The organism is Pseudomonas sp. TUM22785 (genome assembly GCF_028198105.1).
In the GTDB taxonomy this organism is placed as follows: domain Bacteria; phylum Pseudomonadota; class Gammaproteobacteria; order Pseudomonadales; family Pseudomonadaceae; genus Metapseudomonas; species Metapseudomonas solani.
Window position 1 is genome coordinate 5,436,635 of the sequence record NZ_CP116239.1, and the last position, 22,591, is coordinate 5,459,225.

Below are 22,591 nucleotides of genomic sequence, written 5' to 3' on the forward strand. Positions count from 1 at the left end.
CCCCTTAATCTCCGGTCCAGTTTCCCCCGCCGATCCCGGCGGGGTTCTTCATTCCTATGTAGTCCTGATGCGGGCCGCCTTTGCTGTTCTGCTGGCTCTCCAGTTGAGCCAGCCGGCGGTCCCGCTGGTTGAGGCGCAGGCGCAGCTGCAGCACCAACACCTCGGCGGGCAGTGCCTCGCCTGATTCCTTGCTCACCATCCCCGACGCGCCGCAGGTGTTGCACTTGATGTCGTGGAAGATGCCTCTCGTCCAACCCTGGCCAGCGCAATCGGGGCAGGCAGCCAGGTCGATTACCTCCAGCCTCTTAGCCGGCCCGTGGCGCTTCGGGATCACCCCTTCACCGCCTGAGTGGGCGGCATGGCCAAGTAGCCGTTGATGACCTCAATCGCCTCGTTGATCCCTCGGCACACCAGGGCCATGTAGCCCTGCAGCTCTACGCTCATCAGGTACGCCTGCTGGCTCTCGGTAACCGGCGAGTCATGCGGTGGGGTCGCCTTGAATTCGATGTACAGGCCGAAGTAGCCGCCCCTGGCCATCGGCAGCACGATGTCGCTGACACCGGCCTTCACGCCCTGCCCCTTCAGCTTCGCGGCGACTGCCTTGACGCGGTGACCGCCGTTCGGGACGTGGTAGGCCAGCTTGTGCGCCAGCGGGTGCTGGAGGGCCAGCCACTTGAATAGTGCGGCCTGCTCCTTCCCCTCGTAGTCCACAGAGGGCCGGCGGAAGGCATGGGTGGATACCAGACGCTTACCCGACATTGGCCACCTCCCGCGCCAGCTCGCGCTCGATCCACTTCGCGGCGCCCAGGGCGCTGGGGAAGCCGCCGAAGGTCCGGCCATCTGCCGTCCTGGTCTTGTAGATCCAGCAGGGGAAGCCGTCCTGGTTGCCGAACTCAGCTACCACTGCGTGGCCGGCCCTCTCCTGCCGGTACTGCTCAACACGAACCCAGCCCATCTCGACCAGCTCCGGGTAGTGCATCTTCAGGTTCAGCGTGTAGCCGTCGGGGTGGCGTTTGTGGGTGAGCGGGCTGACCCCGCTCGGGCGCCTCACGCCATCACCTCATCGCCATCCAGCCAGGCCAGGAAGCCGGCGGGGATATCGTGGCCTTCGGTGGCGAGGATCTTGGCGCACTCGGCGAGGAGGTCGTCCTCCCTGCCGTAGCGCGCTACGAATCTCGCTTTGTTGTGATGTAGCGCGACACCCTCGCCGCCGGTCTGGTGGTGCGGACCGCACAGAGGGATCACGTTCCAGTGCGCGCCACGCTTCGTGCGCCCGCTGATGTGGTGGATGCTGCAGTGGGTGTTGCCCAGGCGCCCGTCCTTGCGGCAGGCGATGCAGCCGACCTCGCTCACCAGCTTGTCGTGCCAGCGGCGCTGCTCGGCGGTTACTGCTCTTCCCTGCATCATGCCGGCACCGCCTGGGCTTGCTTATGAGCCAGGATCAGCGGGGTGATGTCGTCGCGCTCGTTGGTGTAGGCGAACGGAGCGCTGCCACCCGGGGCGGTGATCGTGTAGCGGTTGTTCGGCAGCCGGCACAGCGCGATGGTGTAGCCGCACTCGGTCATCCAGCAGTCGTTGATCAGCTTCTGGTCGCGGTCGCGTTTCTGGCGCCAGCGCAGTTTGTCAGCCATGGTCGGCTCCTTGTGCTTCAGCCATCCGTGCCGCGTGCCGGGCCTTCAGGCGTTCGTCGTACTGGTTGAGCTCTTCGCGGCGCGCTCGGGCGCGGGCGCCCTTCTGCTCTGCCAGGGACTTCTTCAGTTCCAGGAGGCGCTCACGGAGCTGTGGGGATGGGTTTCCGGTGCGACCGGTGAGCAGGCCGGCAATGGCGGCTCCGTCCTGGCTCACCGGCACGCCTTGTTCTCGGAGGTCGGCAAGCAGCTGCTGGCCAACCGGGGCGGGCAGGCGCTGCAGCAGCACCGCCTGCTCGACCGCCAGGGCCCGACGTTGCAGGTCGTAGCCGATGGAGAGCGACCACTTGACTGGCTTGCCCTCTCGGCGTGCCGTCTCTACCAGACGGTCGTAGGCGCTGAGGAACGACATCCGGGCTCCCACCTTGTCGCGCATATCCAGGCTGGCCTTGGCCACCTGCAGCGCTGCCAGGATCTCCTCGGTCAGCATCACCGACTCGAACTCGTCGGAGGCGGCCAGGGCGATGGACCAGGCTTCGTCGCGACCCGGGCGGCCATCGGCTGCCTGCACACGCTGCAGGATCGCTCCGATGGTGAGCTTGCCGGTCAGCTCCCGGCGGCAGGCCTGCAGCGCCGCGACCACCACCGGCTCCGGGTAGCCCTTCAGGTCGTCGATCATCATCAGGCCGGCGGCCTGGGTCAGCTCCTGTACCATCGCCTCAGCGGTGGCGAACAGCGAAACCAGCAGCTGGTCTTCCTGATCAGGCGTTAGCACTGGCTGCCCTCCTCTCGCGCTGGACCTGCAGGGCGGCCTGGGCTGCGCTCAGGTTGGCCTGGGTCTTCTCGGCCTGCTGGGCGGTGCGCCCGGTGACCTGGGTCTGGGTTGCCCAGGCGGTGCGGTAGGCCTCTGCCTTGGCCAGCAGCTGGCCGAACTCGTGGTAGCTGCGAATCAGGTTGGCGTCGTTGATCCCGACGAAGTAGGCGGCTACCGCCGGGGCTTCCTCGGCGCCGAGGCGCTTCAGCAGGCCGTCAACCTGGGAGTTGACCTTGGCGTTGCGCACCGGCTTGGCGCCGTAGCGATCGAAGTAGGCCATCGCGTAGGCAGTCCAGATCGCCCTGCAGGCTTCCTGGCGTGCCACCTCCGCTTCCTGGCTCTCAGCCTTGGTCGGCCGCTTGCCCTTCCGCTGGCCGGCCGGGACGGTCGGCAAAGAGGATTGCGGTTCTTTTGATGGTTCTCTTTTGGTTCTATTACGGTTCTGGGTGCAGCTGCGGCGGGGGTGGGGTGCACCATCTGCGGGGGTGGGGTGCAGCGCCTGCGGGGGCAGACCCGCACCATCTGCGGGGGTGCATTTGCTGCGGGGGTGCAGCTCCTGCGGGGGTGCATATGCTTCGGGGGTCACCGTGTACACGGTGGAGCGGCCAGTACGGTCACTGGTGGCCAGGGCCCCCACGCTGCACAGCCACTTGATGGCACCCTGCACCGCACGCTCCGACAGGCAAGTGCGTAGCGAGATGTTAGACACCGAAGGCCAGCACACGCCCTCGTCGTTGGCGTTGTCCGCCAGCGAGATCAGCACAGCCTTCTGAGTGGCTGTCATCCCCTGGAGCGGCCAGCAGGCCGACATGATCACAGTGCTCATCAGGCCACCTTCACCGAGGCTTCCAGGGTATCGAGGGCCTTGCGAGCCTCCTGGATCTCCCGGCGGATCATCTTCTTCTCCAACTCGGTCACGCGGTTGTCAGCCAGGGCATCAGCAACGGCGCGAGTGACGTCTGCGATTTCGGTGTGCATGCCCAGGACCGCCGCCGGAATCGCCTTCGGCTCTGCCTCTTCCTTCGGAACGATCATGTGTCCGAAGTCATCAGCCAGCGCCGCCAGGGAGCGAAGGTCGCCCGAGTGGAGCAGCAGCGCGTAGAAGTGCTTCACATTCGGCCAGTGGGCATCGTTGTCCGGGTTGACCCGCTGTAGCAGGCTGACATGAGGCATGGCTATCGCAGCAGCCAGCTTCTTGGGCTCGCCGTCGTGGACCGTGTCGTGAATGGCTCGCAGGAAATGATCCATCGTAAAACCTCGCTCTTCTTTCCGTGGCGGCGCGCTACGTGGCACGCCATCCTGTATTCGTGGATGACGTGCTCAGGCGACGCCCTGGAGAACCTTGTGAGCCAGCTCGAGCAGATCGGGGCGAAGGCCGGCAATGGTGATCTCGCCCTTGGAGGCGACCTGAAGGCGCTCAGCGAGATCCGCCGAAGCCTTACGGTGGCCGCCAGCGAGTTGCCAGAGGTGCCCGACGGTGGTGCCGGCTTCTTTGGCGACCGACTCGCGGACCTGGGCTGGAGCCTTCGCGAGCCAGTCGCGCAGGTGGTCATTCATGAAGGATTCCTCCTGTTTCAAGTAGGAGGAAATTTAGCTCACGGCTAATGCGCGAGCAAGGTAAATTTAGCCGTGCGCACATTTAGCACGGAGCTAAAGGATGGCAACATCGTCGAATGGACATCTACGCAATTCGCAAGCAGAACCTCATCAACCTCATCGGCACGCGTCGCAAGAACGCATGCGCGCTGAAGTGGGAAATGGCGCCTGCACACCTGAGCCAGATCCTTTCGGATCGCACTGAGAAGAACCTGGGCGACGACGTGGCGCGACGAATCGAGAGCCTGGAAGGCCTGGAGAGAGGCTGGATGGATCAGCTCCGGGAGCCGGGGCTGGATGGTTCGGTCGAGGCGCCGCCTGCCTCAGGAAAGACCCCTGCTGACCTGGTTCGCGCCATGCTCGCCACCAAGGCCGGCAAGGCGCTTCCGAAGGAAGCCCGCGAGCGCCTGCTTGGCGCCGCCGAAGAGCCATTGTCCGGGGTGGTAGAGCCCAGCGGAAACGTCATCAGGGCCGACTTCTCCAGGCGACCCACACGAGGCGACGAGATCAGCATCGCCCACTACGACGTCCGCGGCGCTATGGGTAGCGGCAAGCTCGTGCGTGAGTATCCGGAGATGCTCCGCGACGTCATTGTCAGTCAGGAGCACCTGCGCGAGCTGGGAGTGAAGTACCAGGACCCGGCGCACCTCAAGATGATCACCGGCGATGGTGAATCGATGGCGCCCACCATCAAGCACCTCGACCCGCTCATCGTCGACGCCAGCATCCGTGAATTCACCGGCGACGGCATATACGCCTTCACCTACCAAGGCCTGTTCTACATCAAGCGCCTACAGTTGAGAGGAGCCGAGCACTTCAAGATGCTCTCCGATAACACGCTGCATCCCCCAGAAGACATCCGGATCGAGGAGACGTACATACAGGCTCGGGTGCTGCTGGTGTGGAACGCGCGGCGGGTATAGAGCCAACCCAGGGAGGAAAGGAAATGCTGGAAAGACGCTTCATCCCGCGCGACGGCAAGCACCTCGTCTACTCCGGCAAGGCGTTCGTTTCCTTCACCTCCCTCTCCAGCAACGAATCCATCGAGATCGATGATATCCAGCTCCTGCAACTGGAGAACGGGATCTATGAGCTCCACAGCCAGAAGCAGGCCGTGGCCTTCCGGGTCCTCATCACCACAGACTCAGGTAGAGCATGGGAAGGGATAGTCGTGGAGCAGCACCCGGGCGTTATAAGGTTCGTGCAGAGATGAAATCGATTTTCCTGGCCTCCCTGGTGTCGGCCGCCCTTCTCACCGGCTGCTCATCGCAAGCGCCGAAGCCCTATGTGGTTCCGCCGACGACTCCAGAGCAAAAGGCTGCCAAAGAGAAGGCCTTGGCTGAGCTGCTGTATCAGGCGCCAGCCAACTACGCACTCATCCCACCAGACTGTGATGACTGCACCCCTGCAGAGCTGGAAAGGCACGGCGAGAAGGTCAAGTACGAAGCCGAATTCCTATCGAACCCGGAATTCTTTCACCTGGAAGGCTGGACCGTGGTTGATTGCGACGCAGAGCCTGGAGTCTGTGAGAGCGTGGGCCGCCCCACAGACAGGTGCGATGAGTTCCCGAGCATATGTGCCTATGCGCGGTAGGGGCGATCACTGGGTTACCAGGTTTGTGCAGAGGTGAGAGTGGCAGCCTAATCCCTTGGTAGGGATCCGCAAATTCCGCCCGCCGGACTATGATGCCACTTCAATATCAACAAGGAGGTTTCACCGTGCGCTATCTCATTGCGGCTGTTGCGCTGTCCATGCTTTCTGGCTGCGCAAGCATCTTCAGCGAAGACACCTATCCCGTCAGCATCACCAGCGCTCCGAGCAACGCGAACATCGAGATCAAGAACGAGGACGGGAAGACCGTGTACACGGGGAACACCCCGGCCACCGTCAAGCTCAAGGCCGGCGCTGGATACTTCGACGGTGAGCGTTACCTGGTTACCTTCCGTAAGGATGGCTACGAGCCGTCCACTTACACCCTGAACTCCGGCATCGACGGCTGGTATTGGGGCAACCTATTGATTGGCGGCGTGCTGGGCATGCTCATCATCGACCCGGCCACCGGATCGATGTACACGCTCCCGCAAACAGCGTCAGCGTCTCTCGTTCAGCTCCCGCCTCCCCCGCTTGCGTCATATCCCGTTGAGCAGCAACAGGCCATCAGCAAGCAACAGCAGCTCCAACAGCTCCAGCAGCGGAACCTTCCCTATGACCAGTACCAGCTGGAGTACCGGAGGATCATGGGGGAGTGACACCAGGGGTTACCAGATTCGTCCAGCGCTAGTGGCGCGGACCATAAGCCATCACAAGGAGCAGTCATGGAAATGAAGTTCGTGAAGCAACTGAAAGAAGCAGATACCGCAGAGCAGGCGGAAGCCCTGATCGCAGAAGGCTGGACACTGATCGCTGTAGTGCCCACCACCAGGCCAAATGGCTGGAACCTTCCGTGCTACATCTTGGGTAGAGGCACAAGGGCCAGCGCTTCGTCACAGCCTCTCAAGATGTAACCAGGGCTAGAAAAGAGCGTCTGAGCGTCACAGATTGACGGTTGGCTCGTCAGGTGACGGAATCCCGGCGCATTCAAGCGCGATTTGGATTGCGCCGATAACCAGTACGGTTCGTTGCAATCAATTTCAAAACCCGCGCGTTGTCCCATGACCGCCCGGGCGCCGACGAATGGCAATTGGCTTGCAAGCCGCTGGCGATGCGGGCGTTACGGTAACGGCCGTTGTAACGTTTCATGAACCATTTGACGAATGGTTTGACGAATGGATAATCGCGAGCCAACGTTACCATTGGCTGTGGATAACTCTGTTAGCAACCATGCCGGAACCTCAAGGTTGCTCGGTTTCAATGGATTGAAGCGGGAGTCAAAATGCCCACAAAACTGCCGACGCGCCTCGGGAAGAAACCTCTTGTCGATGCAGTCTTTGAGATTCGGTTCCAGTGTGAGTTCCCACTGGCGAGCCTACTCAGCGGCATCATTTACACAGAATTGCATTGCTCAAGCATCGATCGGCTTCCTCAGTCTGAGATCCCTGAGTTCATTCGTAAGTCTGACCCAGTGTTTCACTTCACTCCGCTGAATAGTCTGCGCTGGGGCAGTATGGTCATTTATCTCAGTGACAACTCAGTGATACTCAATGCTGGAAGACCATACCCAGGATGGGCTGGATTTTTGGAAAGCATTAGTGGCCTTCTTTCAGTTATCCTCAACAAAGCCGGCGGTATCGTTGGCTCCGTCAGCAGATTCTCAATTAAGTACACAGATGTAATTGAGATCCCGAAAGATAAATCTCCAGAAGATTTTCTAAGCCTTGAATTATCGGCAAAAGCATCGCCATACTCATTTAGGCTTGCCGACACACACATACGCTCAGAGATACTCATCGAAGACTCTATAAATATAGTTGATGTTTTTGGCGCCGGAACCATAAATACAAATTCAGGAATAACTAAGACCGGCACAATTGTTTCAATAGACTCAATTGTAAATACTCCGCAAATCCCAATTTCTGAATTCATTCACGGAGCAAGAGATTCGTTAACAAGACTTCATGACGTGAACAAGGAACTGTTCTTCGGATTCCTTTCTGAAGAGGGTTTGGCATACCTGGAGCCACATTATGAGCCCTAGTTTTTCGATCAGCGGGTATCGGAATCTTGCAACTATTTCAATTGCAGCTGGCTTGTGTGCGGGAGGATTTTCCGCGCCGGTAGAGCCAGGACCTCAGCCGAGCACCAGGCGGCTTGAGGTTACAAGAACACAACCAAGCGCTGTCGGGCTATCGGTCGTATCGACTGTTGAGAGAAGACAACGAACACCGCAACAAAGGGTTATCGGGATCTATGAGAACCTTCTGAAAAGCCAGGTTCCATACGACCACGAGCTTGAGCAACTAATGCTGAACAATTTGAGTTCACTCTACCAGAGCTAGTTTGATGACTGGTTATGATTTGATGGATCAAATCCCATACTACCTCAATAGAGAGTCTGGTGAGGGGCTACTCAAAGAGCTAGAAAATTATAGCTCCGCAACTCCAATGTACTCCACAAAGGAGCATGAAGGCATTCTTCAGGGAGACTGCTGGACTGGTCTAAGGATTTTTAATTTCGACGCAGGAACACAGCAGGAGATTCGCGGAATCGTACTGTCCAATAGCTGCGACGTAGACCCAAACAACAAAAGAGATATCGCCTCAAAAATATCATTCTCACCGATAATTCCCTATTCAGCTATTGAGAAAATGATTAAAGGCGCATGCTCTGCTGAGTCGGCGGAATCCAAGCTCCGGGCGATTAAGGAGCAAAAAAATACGCAGTTCATGTTTTTACCAGCTCAAGGCGTCCTGTCCGAAGACTATGTTATATGGTTTAGTGACATTAATTCGATCAGAGCTGATGCCTTTCTTCGTAACACGAACAAAGAGAAAATTGTCACATTGAGTATGGTTGGCTTCTACATGTTCGTGTTTAAGCTCTCAATCCATTTATGCAGATTTCATGAAAAAGTTGATCGATAGCAAAGCCCCGCTCAGTGCGGGGCTTTTTCATTCTGGTCTACCCTTCCTGTTTCGCGATGACGGAGACAGGCAATGTGCGGACGCGTCGCCCAGTTCATGTCCTGGGCCGAGATCTACCACCTCCTGAATATCCACAGTCTGCCGCCAGGCGCACCGCTTGAGCCGCGGTACAACGTAGCGCCAACTACGCAGGTGCAGGTCGTGCTGCCGCTCGATGACGATGCGCGCGTGGCGCCGCTGCGCTGGGGGTGGCGGCCGCATTGGGCTCAGGATCGCGCAGCGCCGATCAACGCCCGCGCCGAGAAGGTCGCGCATGGGCCGTTCTTCCGCGCTATATGGCCGCATCGAATGCTCTGCCCGGTGTCGGGGTGGTTCGAGTGGGTCGACGAGGGCGGGCCGAAGAAGCAGCCCTACTTCATTCGGCGCCAGGATGGTGCGCCAACCCTATGTGCCTCAATCGGCCAGGTGCATGATGAGCCCCGGGATGACGACGGCTTCGTGATCATCACTGCCGACGCCCTGGGTGGCATGGTCGATGTGCACGACCGCCGGCCGGTGGCGTTCTCCCCTACCCTCGCCCGGGAATGGCTGGACCCGGCCACACCTGATGCGCGTGCCGAAGAGATTTTGGGCGCCGGCGAGGGCCCGGATGTGTTCGAGTGGTATCGGGTTGATCGTGCCGTGGGTAACGTGCGCAACCAGGGTGCGCACCTGGTGGAGCCGCTTCCCGTCGGGTGAAAGTGGCTGAACTGCGGCGGCGGGCGGATACTGTATATACATACAGTATTCCATTTTGCCATGCCCGACTACGCACGCATCCGCCACTCCAGGCACCTCACCAACTGGTGCTCCGCATTCGCGGATGACAACGCCTGGATGTATCGAACCTACGAGCACTACGGCCTGCTGCGCGACAAGGCCAACCAGCTGCACCTGGCCGGCAGCATCAGCATGGAACTGCGCAACGAGCTGATTCTGGATGCCTTCAGGGCCTTCCAGGCCAGCTGCAACCGCAACACTCTGGCCCGGTCCAGTTACCAGTACGGACACCTCTACGACATCTTCGAGGGCGATGTGAAGGCCGGACGCATCTCCTGCACCAGCCACTTCACGCTATACGGACCGCCAGAACGGGGCGGATGCATTAACCCCAGGTATCAGCACGACGGCGAGTGGGAGCTGCATGGGTACTTCGACTGTGTCAGCACCGTGTTCGCCATCGTGCGCGGCATGGAGGTGGAGTTGCCAGACGGCAAAATCCTCCGCATGCAGCTCGCCAAGCCAACCCACTCAACTGAGAGCTGGGTGGAAAAGATCGATCGGTGATCAGAACGGTGCCGGCATCTCCACCGACTCCCGCCACAGCACCTTCAGCTCTTCTTCATCGTCCTCGGGTCCTCCCTGGTTTGCCGTCGGGCCACCCTCCTCCTGCTGCGCCCATTGCAGCGTCACGGTGCCGTCGTCGTTGAAGGTCATCTCGATCCCGTCCGTCTCGCCGAGCAGCTCCAGCACCTCCTCCCACGCCTGATCCTCGTCCGTGTCCAGACGGTGGATCGTCACGCGCCGGTTCAGCTGCGACTTTGGCGAATTGATCATCTCCGACACCCTCAAGCCCAGGCGCTCACGGCTGCTCATCACGAGGCGTTCGGGTTGCTTCTGGGTCTTCTGCTTGGCCATTGGCTTACTCCTCATTACTGGATATTCGTACAGTAATAGCAGATTGCTAAGTACGGCAATAGGGCGAATGTCGAATTCGAGCACAAGAAAAATTTAGCTCTGAGCTATTGCCAACTATTTAGCCCGAGGCTAAATTTAGCTCACGCCAGCAGAACACCGCCGGCCAGCCCGACAGGGCGCCGCTCTTTAACAACCAGCAGAGATCCACAGGTGCCAGACGGCGTTTGAACCCTGTGGACGTCACCGAAATACGCAATGCGTCCGCCACCGGTTAACGGCGCGGAGGTTTGCGGGAAAGCATCACTGAAGCCCATCCAGAGGGTGGGCTTTGGGATGTAGACCTAACACCGCCCGTGGAGGGCATGAAGATGCAGATCTCAATCGTTGGCTACGAAAGCGAATGCCACTGCGAACACTGTGGGCGCGCACTGAAACATGGAATCCGCCTGAGCGATGGTCGCCTTGTTGGGGCCACATGCTTCGACAAGAAGCTTACCCAGCCCCGCACCTACCAAGGCAAGTCCTTCCGCCTCGGGGCCGAATTCATCGTGAAGATTGCCAAGGTGGTGCAGTTCTACTCGCCGTCCAACTGGTCCAGATTCGGCGTTTCACCGTCGAGCACAGTCTTCGAGGAGGCCGCATGAAAGCAAATCCAAAGCGAGGACAGGCAAATCTGAAGGGGGACGGTCGCGACTATTCGCGACTAGTTCTCGCAGCTTTCGATGCAATAGAGGGTGAGGCGGAAACTGACCGAATCATTGAGCTAAACCGCCGTCGTCGTGAGGTGAATGAGAACGCCAAAAAGCGCTTCTAGCCGGACTGGCCAGATCACCCACCCATGCAGCCACACCACAGCCCGATAGGGCAGAACGGAGTAACAGATCGTGCCCAACCACATTACGAACCGAGTTCAGGCTCCGGCAGAAGTGCTCAACTCGATGATCAATACCGACGGTGTTGTCGACTTCAACAGGCTGCTTCCCTTCAAGGGTGCTTTTCCGTGGGACTTCATAAGCGCAGCTGCAGAGACAGCTGCGGAAGCGATCAGTTGGGAACCGCTGAACGAGAACCCCCTAATCAAATCTCTGCAGGCTTCAAATCGACAGCGCGCGAACGTCATGGACCTGGACGACGAAGAGTTCGAGCAGTTCGTGCAAATGCTGCGCAACAAGCGTAGCTGCGGGCACATGCACAACATGAACTGGGGCCGAGCCGCCTGGGGTACCAAGTGGAATGCGTACAGCCAAGTTATCGAACTGGACGAGGGCCGCCTCAGCTTTGAAACCGCATGGTCCTGCCCCGCTCCGGTTTTCAAGGAGCTTTCCAGGCTGCATCCGGATGCAGTGATCCGGGTGCAGTTCGCTGACGAAGACATCGGCTGCAACTGCGGGACCATCACCTTTATCGGCGGTGAGATAGCAGAAAAGGACTGCGCCGGCAGGTGGGACTCCATGAGCGCAGAAGAACAGGCTAAGTGGACAGCATTTGCATATGGCGTGAAAGGCTGGACGCCTGAGGAAGACTAACCCGCCGCCCTGCCGGTAGCAGGGCAAGCATCCCCCCTTCCCCGAACCGACACGGGGCGCCACCGCGCAACGCATGACGCCGCGCGCTGGGCAACAACGAGAGCACGAGCGGCACCGGTATCCAGGTGCAACAGCGGAGGGCGCGGCCATGAAGTAACTCATCTACCGGAACGGAGGCAGGGCTGACCGGCATCGCTGGCCAGCCCTTTTTTGTTGAGTCCATACGCCGCCGGCCATGCCGGATAGGCCTTGCGGAAGTGTCTGCTTCCGGCGAGGCCGGCGACCTATGCACGCAACCCAATTACGAGGCCCATCGCATGACTGCGAAATCCTTCAAGCAGATGATCAAGGACGGCGAACTGAAGCGCGCAGACGCGATGAAGGCTCGCCTGGAAGACCTCCACGAGGAGCCGGGTTTCAACCTGCGCGCCGAGGGCGAAGACCTCGAGCAATCGATTGCGGCGCTCGCCGAGTACCTGCACCAGGGTGGTGTGGTTCCGCCGCTGGAGGTTCGCCCACGGGCTGAAGGTGGCATGTGGGTGGTGGACGGTCATCGCCGGCGGCGCGCCTACCTGAAGCTGGATGCCGAGGGGCGCCTGCCGCGTGATGACTCTGGCCAGGCGTGGATCGCGATAACCGCCTTTACCGGCAACGATGCCGAGCGAGTGCTGCGCGTCATCACCAGCCAGGAAGGCCGAAAGCTCACGCAGCTGGAGCTGGCCGAAGGCTACAAGCGCCTGGCTGCCTTCGGGTGGAGCAACGAGCAGATCGCCCAGAAGATGGGCCGCACCCGCCAGCACGTTGACCAGGTGCTCACCGTCGGCAACGCCAACACCGATGTGCAGCAACTGGTGAAGGATGGCGCGGTATCCGCCACCGTGGCCGCGAACACTGTGCGCAAGCACGGCGACAAGGCCGGCAAGGTGCTGAAGAGCACCCTGGAGAAGGTGAAGGCGGCCGGCGCAACGCGGGTCACGCCCAAGGCCATGAAGGAGCCAGAGATTCCCCGGGCGCTTCTGGAAAGCCTCTACGCGTCATGCAAGTCGATTGCGGACAGCCTCCCCGAACAAGTGCGCGCCGCCATCGGCGAAGGCGCCGAGATCATCACCGTCACCCTCAAGGCGAACCAGCTCGAGCGCTTCATCGATCTCGTTCGCCAGTCCACCGAAGCCCTTGAAGGCTGAAGGAGAGCATCATGCAGCAGCGCCAGCACCAGGCCGCCGAAATCGAAGAGTTCGCCGGCAAGAACATCCGCGAAGCCGCAGCCCTCGCCGAGCGCTATGGCTACTACCGCCCCGTTTTCACTGAGCACCTCGGCAGCCTCTGGGTGCTCGGCTTCAAGCGCCACCACGATCAGCAGGTGGCGTAATGCTCTCCACCGGATGCATCAGGAACCACCAGCAGCAGGTGGCAATGCTGGGCAGCGCCAGCGGCATTGACCCATTGCGGTTCCCGCGCCGCTACGCCCTGGCAAAGGCACGAGGCGAGTTGAAGAAGCACCTCAAGGCCCTCGCCCTGGCCGACAGGCAGCCAACCCCGCAGGAACGACGGCACGAGGAGGCCCTGGCCAAGCTGCCCATGATTCGTGAACTGGCTGCGTGCTACACGCTCACCACCGTGGCGGAGAAGGTGGGGATCGACAGACGACGCCTGGCCCTTTTTGCCCAGGACCACGGGATCGAGTTCCAGGACGGCCGGAACACCTCCCACTTGGAGAGGTATGAGGTGTATAGGGAGAAGCTGGAGGCCTATCTCGCCATAGGCCTGACGCGACTTGAAGCACGCCGAGCATCACGCCTCACCGATGGCGTGTTCCTCAGGGTCTGCAAGCACTTCAACCTGCAGTTCCCGGAGAAGCGCTGACCATGGCCAAGACCAGCCAGCAACGATCAGCAGACGCAGCAGCGCGGCGCAAGGAGCGCGGCGAGGTTGAACTCCGGCACCGCGTGCGGCCAGGAATACTCTCGATGCTGCGAGACCTCATGAGCTGGGGCGCGATCACCGAGATCGCCGAGTGCATCCAGCTGCTGATCATGAACATCCATGCCCTTGGGCCAGAAGGCGCCAAGCGGTTCCTTGCCGTGCCGCGCCACGAAATAACGATATCGGAAAGCGTGGCGCGCAAGCTCACTCAGTCAGGCGCAGATGAAGCTGCTCGAATCGACGCAGAGGAATCTGCCTGATCTACCAGAGGTTGTTGGCGGAGTTGATCAGCGGCCTCGGTTGCCCTTGCGCACGCTCTTCCGCCAGCCACTCACGGCTCCTCGCCAAGTTAAATACGCGGAGATCTTTCAGGAGCATCGATACGGCAGTGCCTGATATCGCGTACTCGCCGCACTCCGGGCAGTCGATGTTTTCGCCGTCGCCGGTCCTGGGGGCTTCTACAGCCTGCGTATCGCAGATGTAACACCTCATCACCATCTCCTTGTGCCGGCCGCATGCCGGATTCCAAAACCTACCCCACCCCATCCATCCGCACCAGCGGAAAGGATGCGATCGACCTGGAGAAATCCATGGATAACGAACCGAAGCGCATGTACCAGTGCGGTACGTGCGACGAGCTCCATGAATTTCATCACCGCGCCGAGGAGTGCTGCGCCCCAGAGATATACACCGTCTGGGTGTGCTCAATTTGCGGAGATGACCATGACACCAAAGCCGAAGCAGTTGACTGCTGTGCCCTGGCCATACAGCAACTGGCCGAGTCGATTACCTGTCCCTGCTGCCTCCGCGAACACGACGATTTGATCCAGAAATTTTCCATCGAACTAGCCGGTCACTGCAGCACCTGCAACCCCTTCTACTCAGTGGCTCATCAGTTCGCGATTGAGGACTCCGTCTTCCAGGCAACTGGCACTCCGGCTCGACTCAACGAGTAACGCCTAACCCACCCCATCCCCAACCCACTCTGCGCGCAGCGCTGGAGGGAAGAATCGTGTCCGATATGAAAACTGTACGCACCTCCGAGCTGATTGGCGCGGCGCTGGATTGGGCTGTGGCGAAGGCGCAGGGAGTTGAGATTGATCTGCCTGGAAGCGACGTAGTTTGGGCGAAATACGCCGGTGCGTACTCGCCATCCACCGACTGGAGCCAGGGCGGCCCGCTGCTTGATCAGCACTGCAAGGGATTCGGCCTAATCCAGGATGGGAAGTCTTTGACGTGGCGCGCATTCGGCTACAGCAGGCATGTCTTCGACTCTGAGCGGCTTCAGCGTATGGCGTCAGGCCCGTCGATCCTTGTGACCGCCTGCCGCGCCATCGTAGCCGCCAACCTCGGCGACGAAGTCCAGATCCCTGCGGAGCTGCTGCCATGACCGCCCTTCAGCGCAAAGAGCGGCCGATCATCTTCAGCGGCCCTATGGTCCGCGCCATCCTGGAAGGCCGAAAGACGGTAACGCGGCGCGTCGTGAAGCCTGCTCCTGTAGCGATTGATGCACCTCCTCCCGCTATCGCCGGCGGGCACTGGGAGTGGAAGGGAAAGCGCCTGGCCGGGCAGCGGGACGAGTTCCTGGCGCAGTGCCCATACGGCCAACCCGGCGACCGGCTGTGGGTGCGCGAAACCTACGGCGACGCCGATTGCCGACTGACCTACCGAGCCGATCTCGACGATGGTGCGCACTGCAAAGTCAAGAAGTGGATACCGGCCATCCACATGTTCCGCCGCGACAGCCGCATCCTGCTCGAGATCACCGACGTGCGCGTGGAGCGGCTGCAGGCAATCAGTACCGAGCAAGCCATGGCAGAAGGTGTGCGCCGATATGAGCGGCATGCCGAGCTGGGCGACTACTTCTATGTCGATGACACCACCACCTACAGCGCGAACCCGCTCCACTCGTTCGAGCTGCTCTGGAAGGGAATAAACGGCGCCGACAGCTGGGACGCCAACCCCTGGGTCTGGGTCGTAGAGTTCCGGAGGATTCAGCCATGACCGGCCTCTCCGAATCCGCCACACAGCGGCGCATAGACGCCCTGTGCTGCCCAGCCAAGCCCCGATACCTCAACAGGAACACGCATAAGCGGTACCGCGTCATCGCCGACGACGGCCAGCAGTGCGAGCTCCAGGGCATCGACATGAAATCCACCTACGCCAGCCACGAGGCGCTGGCTGACAAGAACGTATGGGAGCGTATTCCATGAGCGAAGAACTGAAGCCGTGCCCGTTCTGCGGGGAAACTCCTGACCTCCCCAGCGGAGACGGCACCTACTACGTAATCGAATGCAGGGAATGCGGAGGGGCGGTGGTAGGCATTCAGATCAGCGACCTAATGACCATTGAGGAGCGGCAATCTGATCCGTTCACCGACTACCGCTATGCCGAGCAGTTCATCGAGCGAGCCAAGGCGAAAGCTGCCGAGCGCTGGAACACCCGCGCCACCCCTCCCGCCGCGCAGGTGAAGGCCGACCCGACTGACATCGGCGAACTTTTCACTGACAGCATATGCCCCGCATGCGGCGACACAGGATGGCTGATTGTTGACGACAGCGGTCCCGGGAAGATGGTGACAGAGCCATGTCCATGCAAATCCATGTACCGCCCTGAGGATGACGTCAGAGCCGCGCAGGTGCAGGGGGAGCAACTCGAAAGAGAGCGCCGCGAAATCGTCGGAACGATCATCGCCAGCGAACTGCGCCTGATGGTGTACCTGCTGCGCGAGATAAGCGAAGCCGGTTGGGCCACGCCGGTTTCGAAGTTTGCGGAGGAAATCGAAAAGCGCCTAGCGGGTTATGAGGAGGCCAAAGAGCACGCGCGTTCTGTTAACCCCCCACATCCACTGGCCGCGCTCTCCGCCCCGCCTGCTGCTGACATGGCAGACGCCTACGTCGGCGCGCGTGAGGATGTGGCCATCTGGAAGCGCCGCGCATTGGAGGCTGAGGAGAAGGTGCGCGTGCTGGACCAGCGTATCGATCAGCTCGTGCTCGACGCCCAGGGCGAAACCCGCATTGGCGAGCCGTTCATAGCCCCGCCTGCTGCTGGCACAACCAGCGACCAGTACCGCGCAGAGCTTTACGACGAGGTATGGCAGAAGGCGCGCGACATGGGCTACGGGAACGTCACCAATGCCTTGGTCGAACTGGAGCGCATGAAGGCCACGCCGCCTGCTGCTGGGGTGCCAACCGTCGGCGCCAGGCCTCAGACCTGCAACTGGAAGAGTTGCGGCTGGTGCAACGAGGGTGCCGAGCCTTGCCACTACGTCCCGCCTGCTGCTGGGGTGCCGGAGATGCGCGGACTTGCATGGCGCAGCATCAAGTCCGATCCACCGGCTATTGGTCAATGCGTTGTGCTTGCTGGACCTCAAGGGTCCGACGCCCCTGGTCGTTACTGGAGGCTGACCGGAATCCGTCGTGACGATGGCTATTACGACTCGAACGGCTGTAGCTGCGATGACGCCACGGACTGGCATGAACTGCTCGAGTCTCCAGGATCGACCGCCCCCACCCCGCCTGCATCCGAACAGCAGCAGGCTGTCGAGGCGATCCTGTCATTCACCGATGGCGACGGCCGATCTGCTTTTGAGGCCATGTGCCGAGAACAGTGCCGGGATATCGAGCGCGACGAGCTTCTGGAATGGAAGTACGTCAACAGCGTTACGTTCGACCGCTTCATCGGATTTTCATCGGCCTGCAATCGCATTCGTGCAGAACTCCTGCGCCTGAACCCGCACCTTGCAGGTGTAAACCAGGGGGTAACTGAGGCGGGGAATGGGGGCGAGGTATGAGCCTTTTCCAATGCGAGGTTTGCGGCTGCTGTGAGAACACGGCGCTGTCCTGCCAGGGGTTCCACTGGATGGCTGATCTCTTCGACTGGTCCTACGCCCCGGAGCGCTAAGGGAAGAAGCTGTGCAGCGCCTGCGGCCCTACCCATTACAAGAGCGGCAAGCCTAGCGAATGGGGCGTCTGGCACGGCCAGTTTCCCCGTATACGGCTGCCTCTTGGCGCGTTCCAGACCGATAGGCAAGGCAACCTCGCCCACGTCGAAACTGGCGACACCAACTACCACAACTACCGAATTCAGGAGCACACCCCGCCCCAGGAGAACGACCGATGAGCGATGTGAAGCGGTACACCGTGCAAGGCCGCGACTGGCAGCTCAAGGAAGACGAGTCGGGAACGTTCGTGCTGGCTGTCGAGTACGATGCCTTGCTGGTCTCACGTGATCAGGCATGGAAGGCGGCAAACAGTGAATGCCAGGATTGGGCTCGCGAGTACGAAAAGCGCCGAGCAGTAGAGGCCGAACTCGACCAGCTCCGCGAGGAGCTCGCCGCGATCAGGGGGCAGGAGCCGGTGGCGTGGATGGACGAGGATGGGGCATTACACACGACGACGGAGAGTGCGCACTTTCGAGGAGCACCTGTCACTCCACTCTACGCCCTCCCACCCCAGCAGCCCGACGCGGTGAGCGTGATCATGTCGGACGCCGAGCTTGATGCCCTGTGGCGCGAAGTTCAGGACACCGCAATACGCGAGCCTGGTCTGCCTCACATCCGCTTTGCGCGCGCCATCCTCTCCACCCGCCAGGCTGAGGAGGGGGAGTGATGCAGGACATCAGACTGCTTGCAGCACAGGCTGCGCTGACGAAGCTGTTCAGCGACAGCTACTTCAGCATTTCAGCCATCGACAACATCTGCACGATGATGGGCATCAAGCCAAACATGAGCGCCCATCAGGTTCTGAGAACTCTGCACTGCGTGGAGTATTCACAGATGTCTCCAGAGCTGCTGAATGCTATACCTGGCCTGATCCACACCATTCTCCAATCACCCTCCTTCGATGCCAGCCGGATCAACGTCATTACCGACGGACAGTCGTTGCGCCTGGTGAAGAACTAACCCCCCCTACCCCACCACAGCCTGCCGGCAATGACCGGCGGGGAGGTATCGTCATGTTCATGACCCAGCAGGAAGTGGCCGACCTCACGGGGCGGTCCCGCGCCAGCGCGCAAATACGCTGGCTCGATGAACATCGTTTCGGATATGTGATAGGCGCGGACGGGCGTCCGAAGGTTCTTCGGGACGTAGTGCTTGCCCGGCTGGGGGCTTCCCAGCAGCAGAAGAAGGAGCCCCGGCTGCGTCTGACGGGGTCATGAGGAGGGGGACATGCGTCCAAGGAAGAAGGATCGGCACCTGCCGGCGTGCATGTACCACAAGCACGGGGCGTACTACCTGGTAAAGGGAGGGAAGTGGCTGCGCCTGGGTGAGGACTATCAGGCTTCATTGCTTGAGTACGCCAGGAAGACCTCCCAGGCAGCCCTTGGCGGCATGCCTGAGCTGATCGAAAGGGCCTTGGCGCACCATTTCAAGGTCAAGCACCTGGCAGCCAACACGGTGGCCCAGTATGAAGCCGCAGCAGAGCGGCTAAAGGACATATTCGCGGAGTTCGAGCCCAGGCAGGTTATGCCGAAGCACATCGCTGCGGTGAAGGTAGATCTCGCCGGCACGCCGAACATGTGCAACCGCATCCTGTCCGTGGCCCGCATCGTGTTCAGTTACGCCCTGGAGTGGGGCGAGGTCGATTTCAACCCTTGCGTGGGCGTCCGGCGCCACCATGAGGCGCGGCGCGACCGGTACATCACCGATGCCGAGTTCTCGGCCATCCTGGCCGCTTGCAGTCCCTACGTGCGCAACATCCTGGAAATGGCATACCTCACGGGCCAGCGCATCAGCGATGTGATCAGCATCCGCCTGGCGGATATCTCGCCGGAGGGCGTAGCGTTTGTGCAGCAGAAAACGAAGGCCAAGCTGGTCGTGGCAATGACCCCTGACCTTGAGGAGGTGATAGCCCGAGCCAAGGCCCTGCCAAGGAAGGTGCGCACACTCACTTTGTTCTGCGCCCGCGCTGGACGACCAGTTTCCTACCACACGATCAAGGAAGCATTTGCGCTGGCAAGAGAGAAGGCTGGCGTGCCTGATGTGACCATCCACGACATCCGCGCAAAGTCGCTCACCGATGCCGACGCGGAAGGGAAAAACGCTCAGGCGCTGGGTGGCCACAGCGACCCGAGAATGACCGCACGATATCTGCGCGGGCGGTTGCCGAAGATCGCTCAGGCCCCGACAATGCCTGTCAAAGTGCGCTGAGTATTAGACAAACACCCCTATGTCAAAAAGACAGGCCTCCGCCGAAGCCCTAAACAACGAGCTCTCCGACCACACCCCGATGATGCAGCAGTATTGGCGGCTGAAGAACCAGCACCCGGACCAGCTGATGTTCTATCGCATGGGTGACTTCTACGAGATCTTCTACGAAGACGCCAAGAAGGCGGCCAAACTTCTCGACATCACCCTCACCGCCCGTGGCCAGTCCGCCGGCAAGTCGATCCCCATGGCGGGCATTCCCTTCCATTCGGTGGAAGGCTATCTCGCCAAACTGGTGAAGCTGGGCGAGTCGGTGGTCATCTGCGAGCAGATCGGCGACCCGGCCACCAGCAAAGGCCCGGTCGAGCGCCAGGTGGTGCGCATCATCACCCCCGGCACCATCAGCGACGAAGCGCTGCTGGATGAGCGCCGCGACAACCTGATCGGTGCGGTACTGGGCGACGAACGCCTGTTCGGCCTGGCCGTGCTCGACATCACCAGCGGCCGCTTCAGCGTGCAGGAGATCAAGGGCTGGGAAAACCTGCTGGCCGAACTCGAGCGCATGAACCCTGCCGAACTGTTGATCCCGGACGATTGGCCCCAAGGCCTGCCAGCGGAGAAACGCCGTGGCGTGCGCCGTCGCGCACCCTGGGACTTCGACCGGGATTCCGCACGCAAAAGCCTGTGCCAGCAGTTCGGCGTACAGGACCTCAAGGGCTTCGGTTGCGAAAACCTGACCCTGGCCATCGGCGCCGCCGGCTGCCTGCTGGGCTACGCCAAGGAAACCCAGCGCACCGCCCTGCCCCACCTACGCAGCCTGCGCCATGATCGCCTGGATGACACGGTGATCCTCGACGGTGCCAGCCGCCGCAACCTGGAGCTGGACATCAACCTCGCCGGCGGGCGCGACAACACCCTGCAATCGGTGGTCGACCGCTGCCAGACCGCCATGGGCAGCCGCCTGCTGAGCCGCTGGCTGAACCGCCCGCTGCGCGACCGTGCCGTACTGGAAGCACGCCAGGACTCCATCAGTTGTCTGCTGGAGCGCTTCCGCTTCGAAGGCCTGCAACCGCAACTGAAGGAAATCGGCGACGTCGAGCGCGTCCTCGCCCGTATCGGCCTGCGCAACGCCCGCCCTCGTGACCTGGCCCGCCTGCGCGACGCCCTGGCCGTCCTGCCGGAACTGCAGCAGGCCATGACCGGCCTAGAGGCGCCGCACCTTGGCGTCCTGGCCACCAACATCCGCACCTACCCGGAACTGGCGGAGCTGCTGGCCCGCGCCATCATCGAAACGCCGCCCGCGGTGATCCGTGACGGTGGCGTGATCAAGACCGGCTACGACGCAGAACTGGACGAGCTCCAAGCCCTGAGCGAGAACGCCGGCCAATACCTGATGGACCTGGAGGCCCGCGAGAAGGCGCGCACCGGCCTGCCCAACCTCAAGGTCGGCTACAACCGCATCCACGGCTACTTCATCGAACTGCCCCGCGTACAGGCGGAGCAGGCCCCCGCCGACTACATCCGGCGCCAGACCCTCAAGGGTGCCGAGCGCTTCATTACCCCCGAGCTCAAGGCATTCGAGGACAAGGCGCTATCGGCCAAGAGCCGCGCCCTGGCCCGTGAAAAGATGCTCTACGAGGAGCTGCTGGAGCAGTTGATCGAACAGCTGGCACCGCTGCAGGACACCGCCGCCGCCCTAGCCGAGCTGGACGTGCTGAGCAACCTGGCCGAGCGCGCACTGAACCTCGACCTGAACCGTCCACGCTTTGTCGAAGAGCCCTGCATGCGCATCGTGCAAGGTCGCCACCCGGTGGTGGAACAGGTACTGGATACCCCCTTCGTGGCCAACGACCTGTCGCTGGACGACGCCACGCGCATGCTGATCATCACCGGCCCGAACATGGGCGGTAAATCGACCTACATGCGCCAGACCGCCCTCATCGTCCTGCTGGCCCATATCGGCAGCTTCGTGCCGGCAGCCAGTTGCGAGCTGTCGCCGGTGGACCGGATCTTCACCCGCATCGGTTCCAGCGACGACCTGGCCGGCGGCCGCTCCACCTTCATGGTGGAGATGAGCGAGACCGCTAACATCCTGCACAACGCCACCGACAGCAGCCTGGTGCTGATGGACGAAGTGGGCCGTGGCACCAGCACCTTCGACGGCCTGTCTCTGGCCTGGGCCGCCGCCGAGCACCTGGCGCGCCTGCGCGCCTACACGCTGTTCGCCACCCACTATTTCGAGCTGACCGTGCTGCCGGAAAGCGAGCCCGTAGTGGCCAACGTCCACCTCAATGCCACCGAGCACAACGAGCGCATAGTCTTCCTGCACCATGTGCTGCCTGGCCCTGCCAGCCAGAGCTATGGCCTGGCGGTGGCTCAGCTTGCGGGCGTTCCAGCCGACGTGATCCAGCGCGCCCGCCAGCATCTGACGCGCCTGGAGACAACCAGCCTGCCCCACGAAGCGCCGAAAGCAGCACCTGGGCAACCCGTACCGCCGATGCAGAGCGACATGTTCGCGAGCCTCCCGCACCCGGTGCTGGACGAGCTGGCGAAGCTGCAACCAGACGACCTGACCCCACGCCGCGCGTTGGAGTTGTTATATACATTGAAGGCTCGAATCTAACGCCATAGCGCACAAGCTGTTAGAATCCCGCGCGCTCTGGACGAGCTCCGACCACAAGCCTGAGCCGGAGACGCCATTCCAGAGCCGGGGAGCCCAATTAGCCAGGGTTTCCGAGCCGCCGCTGAGGAGAGAATT

The 22,591-nt window shown here is 61.2% G+C and carries 35 protein-coding genes and 1 pseudogene; 25 read left to right on the plus strand and 11 right to left on the minus strand.

The window, feature by feature from the left end; translation table 11 throughout:
• Positions 1-4: 4 nt before the first annotated feature.
• From PI990_RS24680 to PI990_RS24725, 10 genes and pseudogenes are all read right to left on the minus strand, one after another.
• Positions 5-334, minus strand: coding sequence for a hypothetical protein (locus PI990_RS24680; protein WP_271658763.1), 330 nt, complete (start codon positions 332-334; stop codon positions 5-7).
• A complete protein-coding gene (locus PI990_RS24685) occupies positions 331-759 on the minus strand; it encodes a VRR-NUC domain-containing protein (protein WP_271658764.1) in 429 nt (142 codons plus the stop codon). The genes PI990_RS24680 and PI990_RS24685 overlap by 4 nt, the downstream gene beginning before the upstream one ends.
• A complete protein-coding gene (locus PI990_RS24690; protein ID WP_271658765.1) occupies positions 749-1,051 on the minus strand; it encodes a hypothetical protein in 303 nt (100 codons plus the stop codon). The genes PI990_RS24685 and PI990_RS24690 overlap by 11 nt, the downstream gene beginning before the upstream one ends.
• Positions 1,048-1,407, minus strand: a complete 360-nt coding sequence (locus PI990_RS24695; RefSeq protein ID WP_271658766.1) for a Ref family recombination enhancement nuclease — start codon at positions 1,405-1,407, stop codon at positions 1,048-1,050. Before PI990_RS24695 ends, PI990_RS24690 begins: the two co-directional genes overlap by 4 nt.
• Positions 1,404-1,631: a hypothetical protein gene (locus PI990_RS24700; RefSeq protein WP_271658767.1), complete on the minus strand. Its 228-nt coding sequence runs from the start codon at positions 1,629-1,631 to the stop codon at positions 1,404-1,406. Before PI990_RS24700 ends, PI990_RS24695 begins: the two co-directional genes overlap by 4 nt.
• On the minus strand, positions 1,624-2,403 hold the full coding sequence (locus PI990_RS24705; protein ID WP_271658768.1) for a hypothetical protein: 780 nt from the start codon (positions 2,401-2,403) through the stop codon (positions 1,624-1,626). Before PI990_RS24705 ends, PI990_RS24700 begins: the two co-directional genes overlap by 8 nt.
• A complete protein-coding gene (locus PI990_RS24710) occupies positions 2,390-2,767 on the minus strand; it encodes a hypothetical protein (RefSeq protein WP_271661388.1) in 378 nt (125 codons plus the stop codon). The genes PI990_RS24705 and PI990_RS24710 overlap by 14 nt, the downstream gene beginning before the upstream one ends.
• 372 nt (positions 2,768-3,139) lie before the next feature.
• Positions 3,140-3,268 (minus strand): annotated as a pseudogene (locus PI990_RS24715) (helix-turn-helix domain-containing protein); the annotation flags it as partial.
• The gene (locus tag PI990_RS24720; RefSeq protein ID WP_271658769.1) at positions 3,268-3,690 is read right to left on the minus strand and encodes a phage regulatory CII family protein; all 423 of its coding nucleotides are present in this window, start codon (positions 3,688-3,690) and stop codon (positions 3,268-3,270) included. The gene PI990_RS24720 and the pseudogene PI990_RS24715, both read right to left, overlap by 1 nt.
• Positions 3,691-3,762: 72 nt before the next feature.
• A complete protein-coding gene (locus tag PI990_RS24725) occupies positions 3,763-3,999 on the minus strand; it encodes a hypothetical protein (RefSeq protein ID WP_021217119.1) in 237 nt (78 codons plus the stop codon).
• Between the two features lie 116 nt (positions 4,000-4,115).
• On the opposite strand from PI990_RS24725, the gene PI990_RS24730 reads away from it, so the two are divergent.
• The 9 genes from PI990_RS24730 to PI990_RS24770 all read left to right on the plus strand — a co-directional run bounded on the left by PI990_RS24730 (position 4,116) and on the right by PI990_RS24770 (position 9,885).
• A complete protein-coding gene (locus tag PI990_RS24730; RefSeq protein ID WP_271658770.1) occupies positions 4,116-4,961 on the plus strand; it encodes a S24 family peptidase in 846 nt (281 codons plus the stop codon).
• A gap of 23 nt (positions 4,962-4,984) precedes the next feature.
• A complete protein-coding gene (locus PI990_RS24735) occupies positions 4,985-5,251 on the plus strand; it encodes a hypothetical protein (RefSeq protein ID WP_271658771.1) in 267 nt (88 codons plus the stop codon).
• On the plus strand, positions 5,248-5,631 hold the full coding sequence (locus PI990_RS24740) for a hypothetical protein (RefSeq protein WP_271658772.1): 384 nt from the start codon (positions 5,248-5,250) through the stop codon (positions 5,629-5,631). Before PI990_RS24735 ends, PI990_RS24740 begins: the two co-directional genes overlap by 4 nt.
• A gap of 125 nt (positions 5,632-5,756) precedes the next feature.
• Positions 5,757-6,287 carry a hypothetical protein gene (locus tag PI990_RS24745; RefSeq protein ID WP_271658773.1) on the plus strand — a complete coding sequence of 177 codons (531 nt, stop codon included), beginning with the start codon at positions 5,757-5,759 and terminating at the stop codon, positions 6,285-6,287.
• 66 nt (positions 6,288-6,353) lie between these two features.
• Positions 6,354-6,542: a hypothetical protein gene (locus PI990_RS24750; RefSeq protein ID WP_271658774.1), complete on the plus strand. Its 189-nt coding sequence runs from the start codon at positions 6,354-6,356 to the stop codon at positions 6,540-6,542.
• 368 nt (positions 6,543-6,910) lie between these two features.
• Positions 6,911-7,672, plus strand: a complete 762-nt coding sequence (locus PI990_RS24755; protein WP_271658775.1) for a TIGR04255 family protein — start codon at positions 6,911-6,913, stop codon at positions 7,670-7,672.
• A gap of 305 nt (positions 7,673-7,977) precedes the next feature.
• Entirely contained in the window at positions 7,978-8,559 is a 582-nt protein-coding gene (locus tag PI990_RS24760; protein ID WP_271658776.1) for a hypothetical protein, read from the plus strand.
• 72 nt (positions 8,560-8,631) lie between these two features.
• Complete coding sequence (locus tag PI990_RS24765; protein WP_442969298.1) at positions 8,632-9,297, plus strand: SOS response-associated peptidase; 666 nt, start codon at positions 8,632-8,634, stop codon at positions 9,295-9,297.
• A gap of 60 nt (positions 9,298-9,357) precedes the next feature.
• Entirely contained in the window at positions 9,358-9,885 is a 528-nt protein-coding gene (locus tag PI990_RS24770; RefSeq protein ID WP_271658777.1) for a hypothetical protein, read from the plus strand.
• On the opposite strand, the gene PI990_RS24775 is transcribed toward PI990_RS24770, so the two are convergent.
• Positions 9,886-10,236, minus strand: coding sequence for a DUF1654 domain-containing protein (locus PI990_RS24775; protein ID WP_271658778.1), 351 nt, complete (start codon positions 10,234-10,236; stop codon positions 9,886-9,888).
• A 362-nt stretch (positions 10,237-10,598) separates the two neighbouring features.
• On the opposite strand from PI990_RS24775, the gene PI990_RS24780 reads away from it, so the two are divergent.
• From PI990_RS24780 to mutS, 16 genes are all read left to right on the plus strand, one after another.
• Positions 10,599-10,880: a hypothetical protein gene (locus PI990_RS24780; protein ID WP_271658779.1), complete on the plus strand. Its 282-nt coding sequence runs from the start codon at positions 10,599-10,601 to the stop codon at positions 10,878-10,880.
• A 240-nt stretch (positions 10,881-11,120) separates the two neighbouring features.
• A complete protein-coding gene (locus PI990_RS24785; protein ID WP_271658780.1) occupies positions 11,121-11,762 on the plus strand; it encodes a hypothetical protein in 642 nt (213 codons plus the stop codon).
• Between the two features lie 317 nt (positions 11,763-12,079).
• On the plus strand, positions 12,080-12,946 hold the full coding sequence (locus PI990_RS24790) for a ParB/RepB/Spo0J family partition protein (RefSeq protein ID WP_271658781.1): 867 nt from the start codon (positions 12,080-12,082) through the stop codon (positions 12,944-12,946).
• Positions 12,947-12,957: 11 nt separating this feature from the next.
• Entirely contained in the window at positions 12,958-13,131 is a 174-nt protein-coding gene (locus PI990_RS24795; RefSeq protein ID WP_271658782.1) for a hypothetical protein, read from the plus strand.
• On the plus strand, positions 13,131-13,625 hold the full coding sequence (locus tag PI990_RS24800; RefSeq protein ID WP_271658783.1) for a hypothetical protein: 495 nt from the start codon (positions 13,131-13,133) through the stop codon (positions 13,623-13,625). The genes PI990_RS24795 and PI990_RS24800 overlap by 1 nt, the downstream gene beginning before the upstream one ends.
• A 2-nt stretch (positions 13,626-13,627) precedes the next feature.
• Positions 13,628-13,945 (plus strand): hypothetical protein, encoded by a 318-nt coding sequence (locus tag PI990_RS24805; protein WP_271658784.1) that lies wholly within the window; start codon positions 13,628-13,630, stop codon positions 13,943-13,945.
• Positions 13,946-14,200: 255 nt separating this feature from the next.
• Complete coding sequence (locus PI990_RS24810) at positions 14,201-14,641, plus strand: hypothetical protein (RefSeq protein WP_271658785.1); 441 nt, start codon at positions 14,201-14,203, stop codon at positions 14,639-14,641.
• 65 nt (positions 14,642-14,706) lie between these two features.
• Entirely contained in the window at positions 14,707-15,075 is a 369-nt protein-coding gene (locus PI990_RS24815; protein WP_271661350.1) for a phage protein NinX family protein, read from the plus strand.
• Positions 15,072-15,689, plus strand: a complete 618-nt coding sequence (locus PI990_RS24820; RefSeq protein WP_271658786.1) for a hypothetical protein — start codon at positions 15,072-15,074, stop codon at positions 15,687-15,689. Before PI990_RS24815 ends, PI990_RS24820 begins: the two co-directional genes overlap by 4 nt.
• A complete protein-coding gene (locus PI990_RS24825; protein WP_184487621.1) occupies positions 15,686-15,898 on the plus strand; it encodes a hypothetical protein in 213 nt (70 codons plus the stop codon). The genes PI990_RS24820 and PI990_RS24825 overlap by 4 nt, the downstream gene beginning before the upstream one ends.
• Positions 15,895-17,478 (plus strand): Lar family restriction alleviation protein, encoded by a 1,584-nt coding sequence (locus PI990_RS24830; RefSeq protein ID WP_271658787.1) that lies wholly within the window; start codon positions 15,895-15,897, stop codon positions 17,476-17,478. Before PI990_RS24825 ends, PI990_RS24830 begins: the two co-directional genes overlap by 4 nt.
• A gap of 325 nt (positions 17,479-17,803) precedes the next feature.
• Positions 17,804-18,295 carry a hypothetical protein gene (locus tag PI990_RS24835; RefSeq protein ID WP_271658788.1) on the plus strand — a complete coding sequence of 164 codons (492 nt, stop codon included), beginning with the start codon at positions 17,804-17,806 and terminating at the stop codon, positions 18,293-18,295.
• Positions 18,295-18,588: a hypothetical protein gene (locus PI990_RS24840; RefSeq protein WP_271658789.1), complete on the plus strand. Its 294-nt coding sequence runs from the start codon at positions 18,295-18,297 to the stop codon at positions 18,586-18,588. Before PI990_RS24835 ends, PI990_RS24840 begins: the two co-directional genes overlap by 1 nt.
• Before the next feature lie 53 nt (positions 18,589-18,641).
• Complete coding sequence (locus PI990_RS24845; RefSeq protein ID WP_271658790.1) at positions 18,642-18,845, plus strand: DUF4224 domain-containing protein; 204 nt, start codon at positions 18,642-18,644, stop codon at positions 18,843-18,845.
• A 10-nt stretch (positions 18,846-18,855) separates the two neighbouring features.
• Complete coding sequence (locus PI990_RS24850; RefSeq protein WP_271658791.1) at positions 18,856-19,836, plus strand: tyrosine-type recombinase/integrase; 981 nt, start codon at positions 18,856-18,858, stop codon at positions 19,834-19,836.
• A gap of 19 nt (positions 19,837-19,855) precedes the next feature.
• Entirely contained in the window at positions 19,856-22,456 is a 2,601-nt protein-coding gene (mutS, locus tag PI990_RS24855) for a DNA mismatch repair protein MutS (protein WP_271658792.1), read from the plus strand.
• Positions 22,457-22,591: the final 135 nt, after the last annotated feature.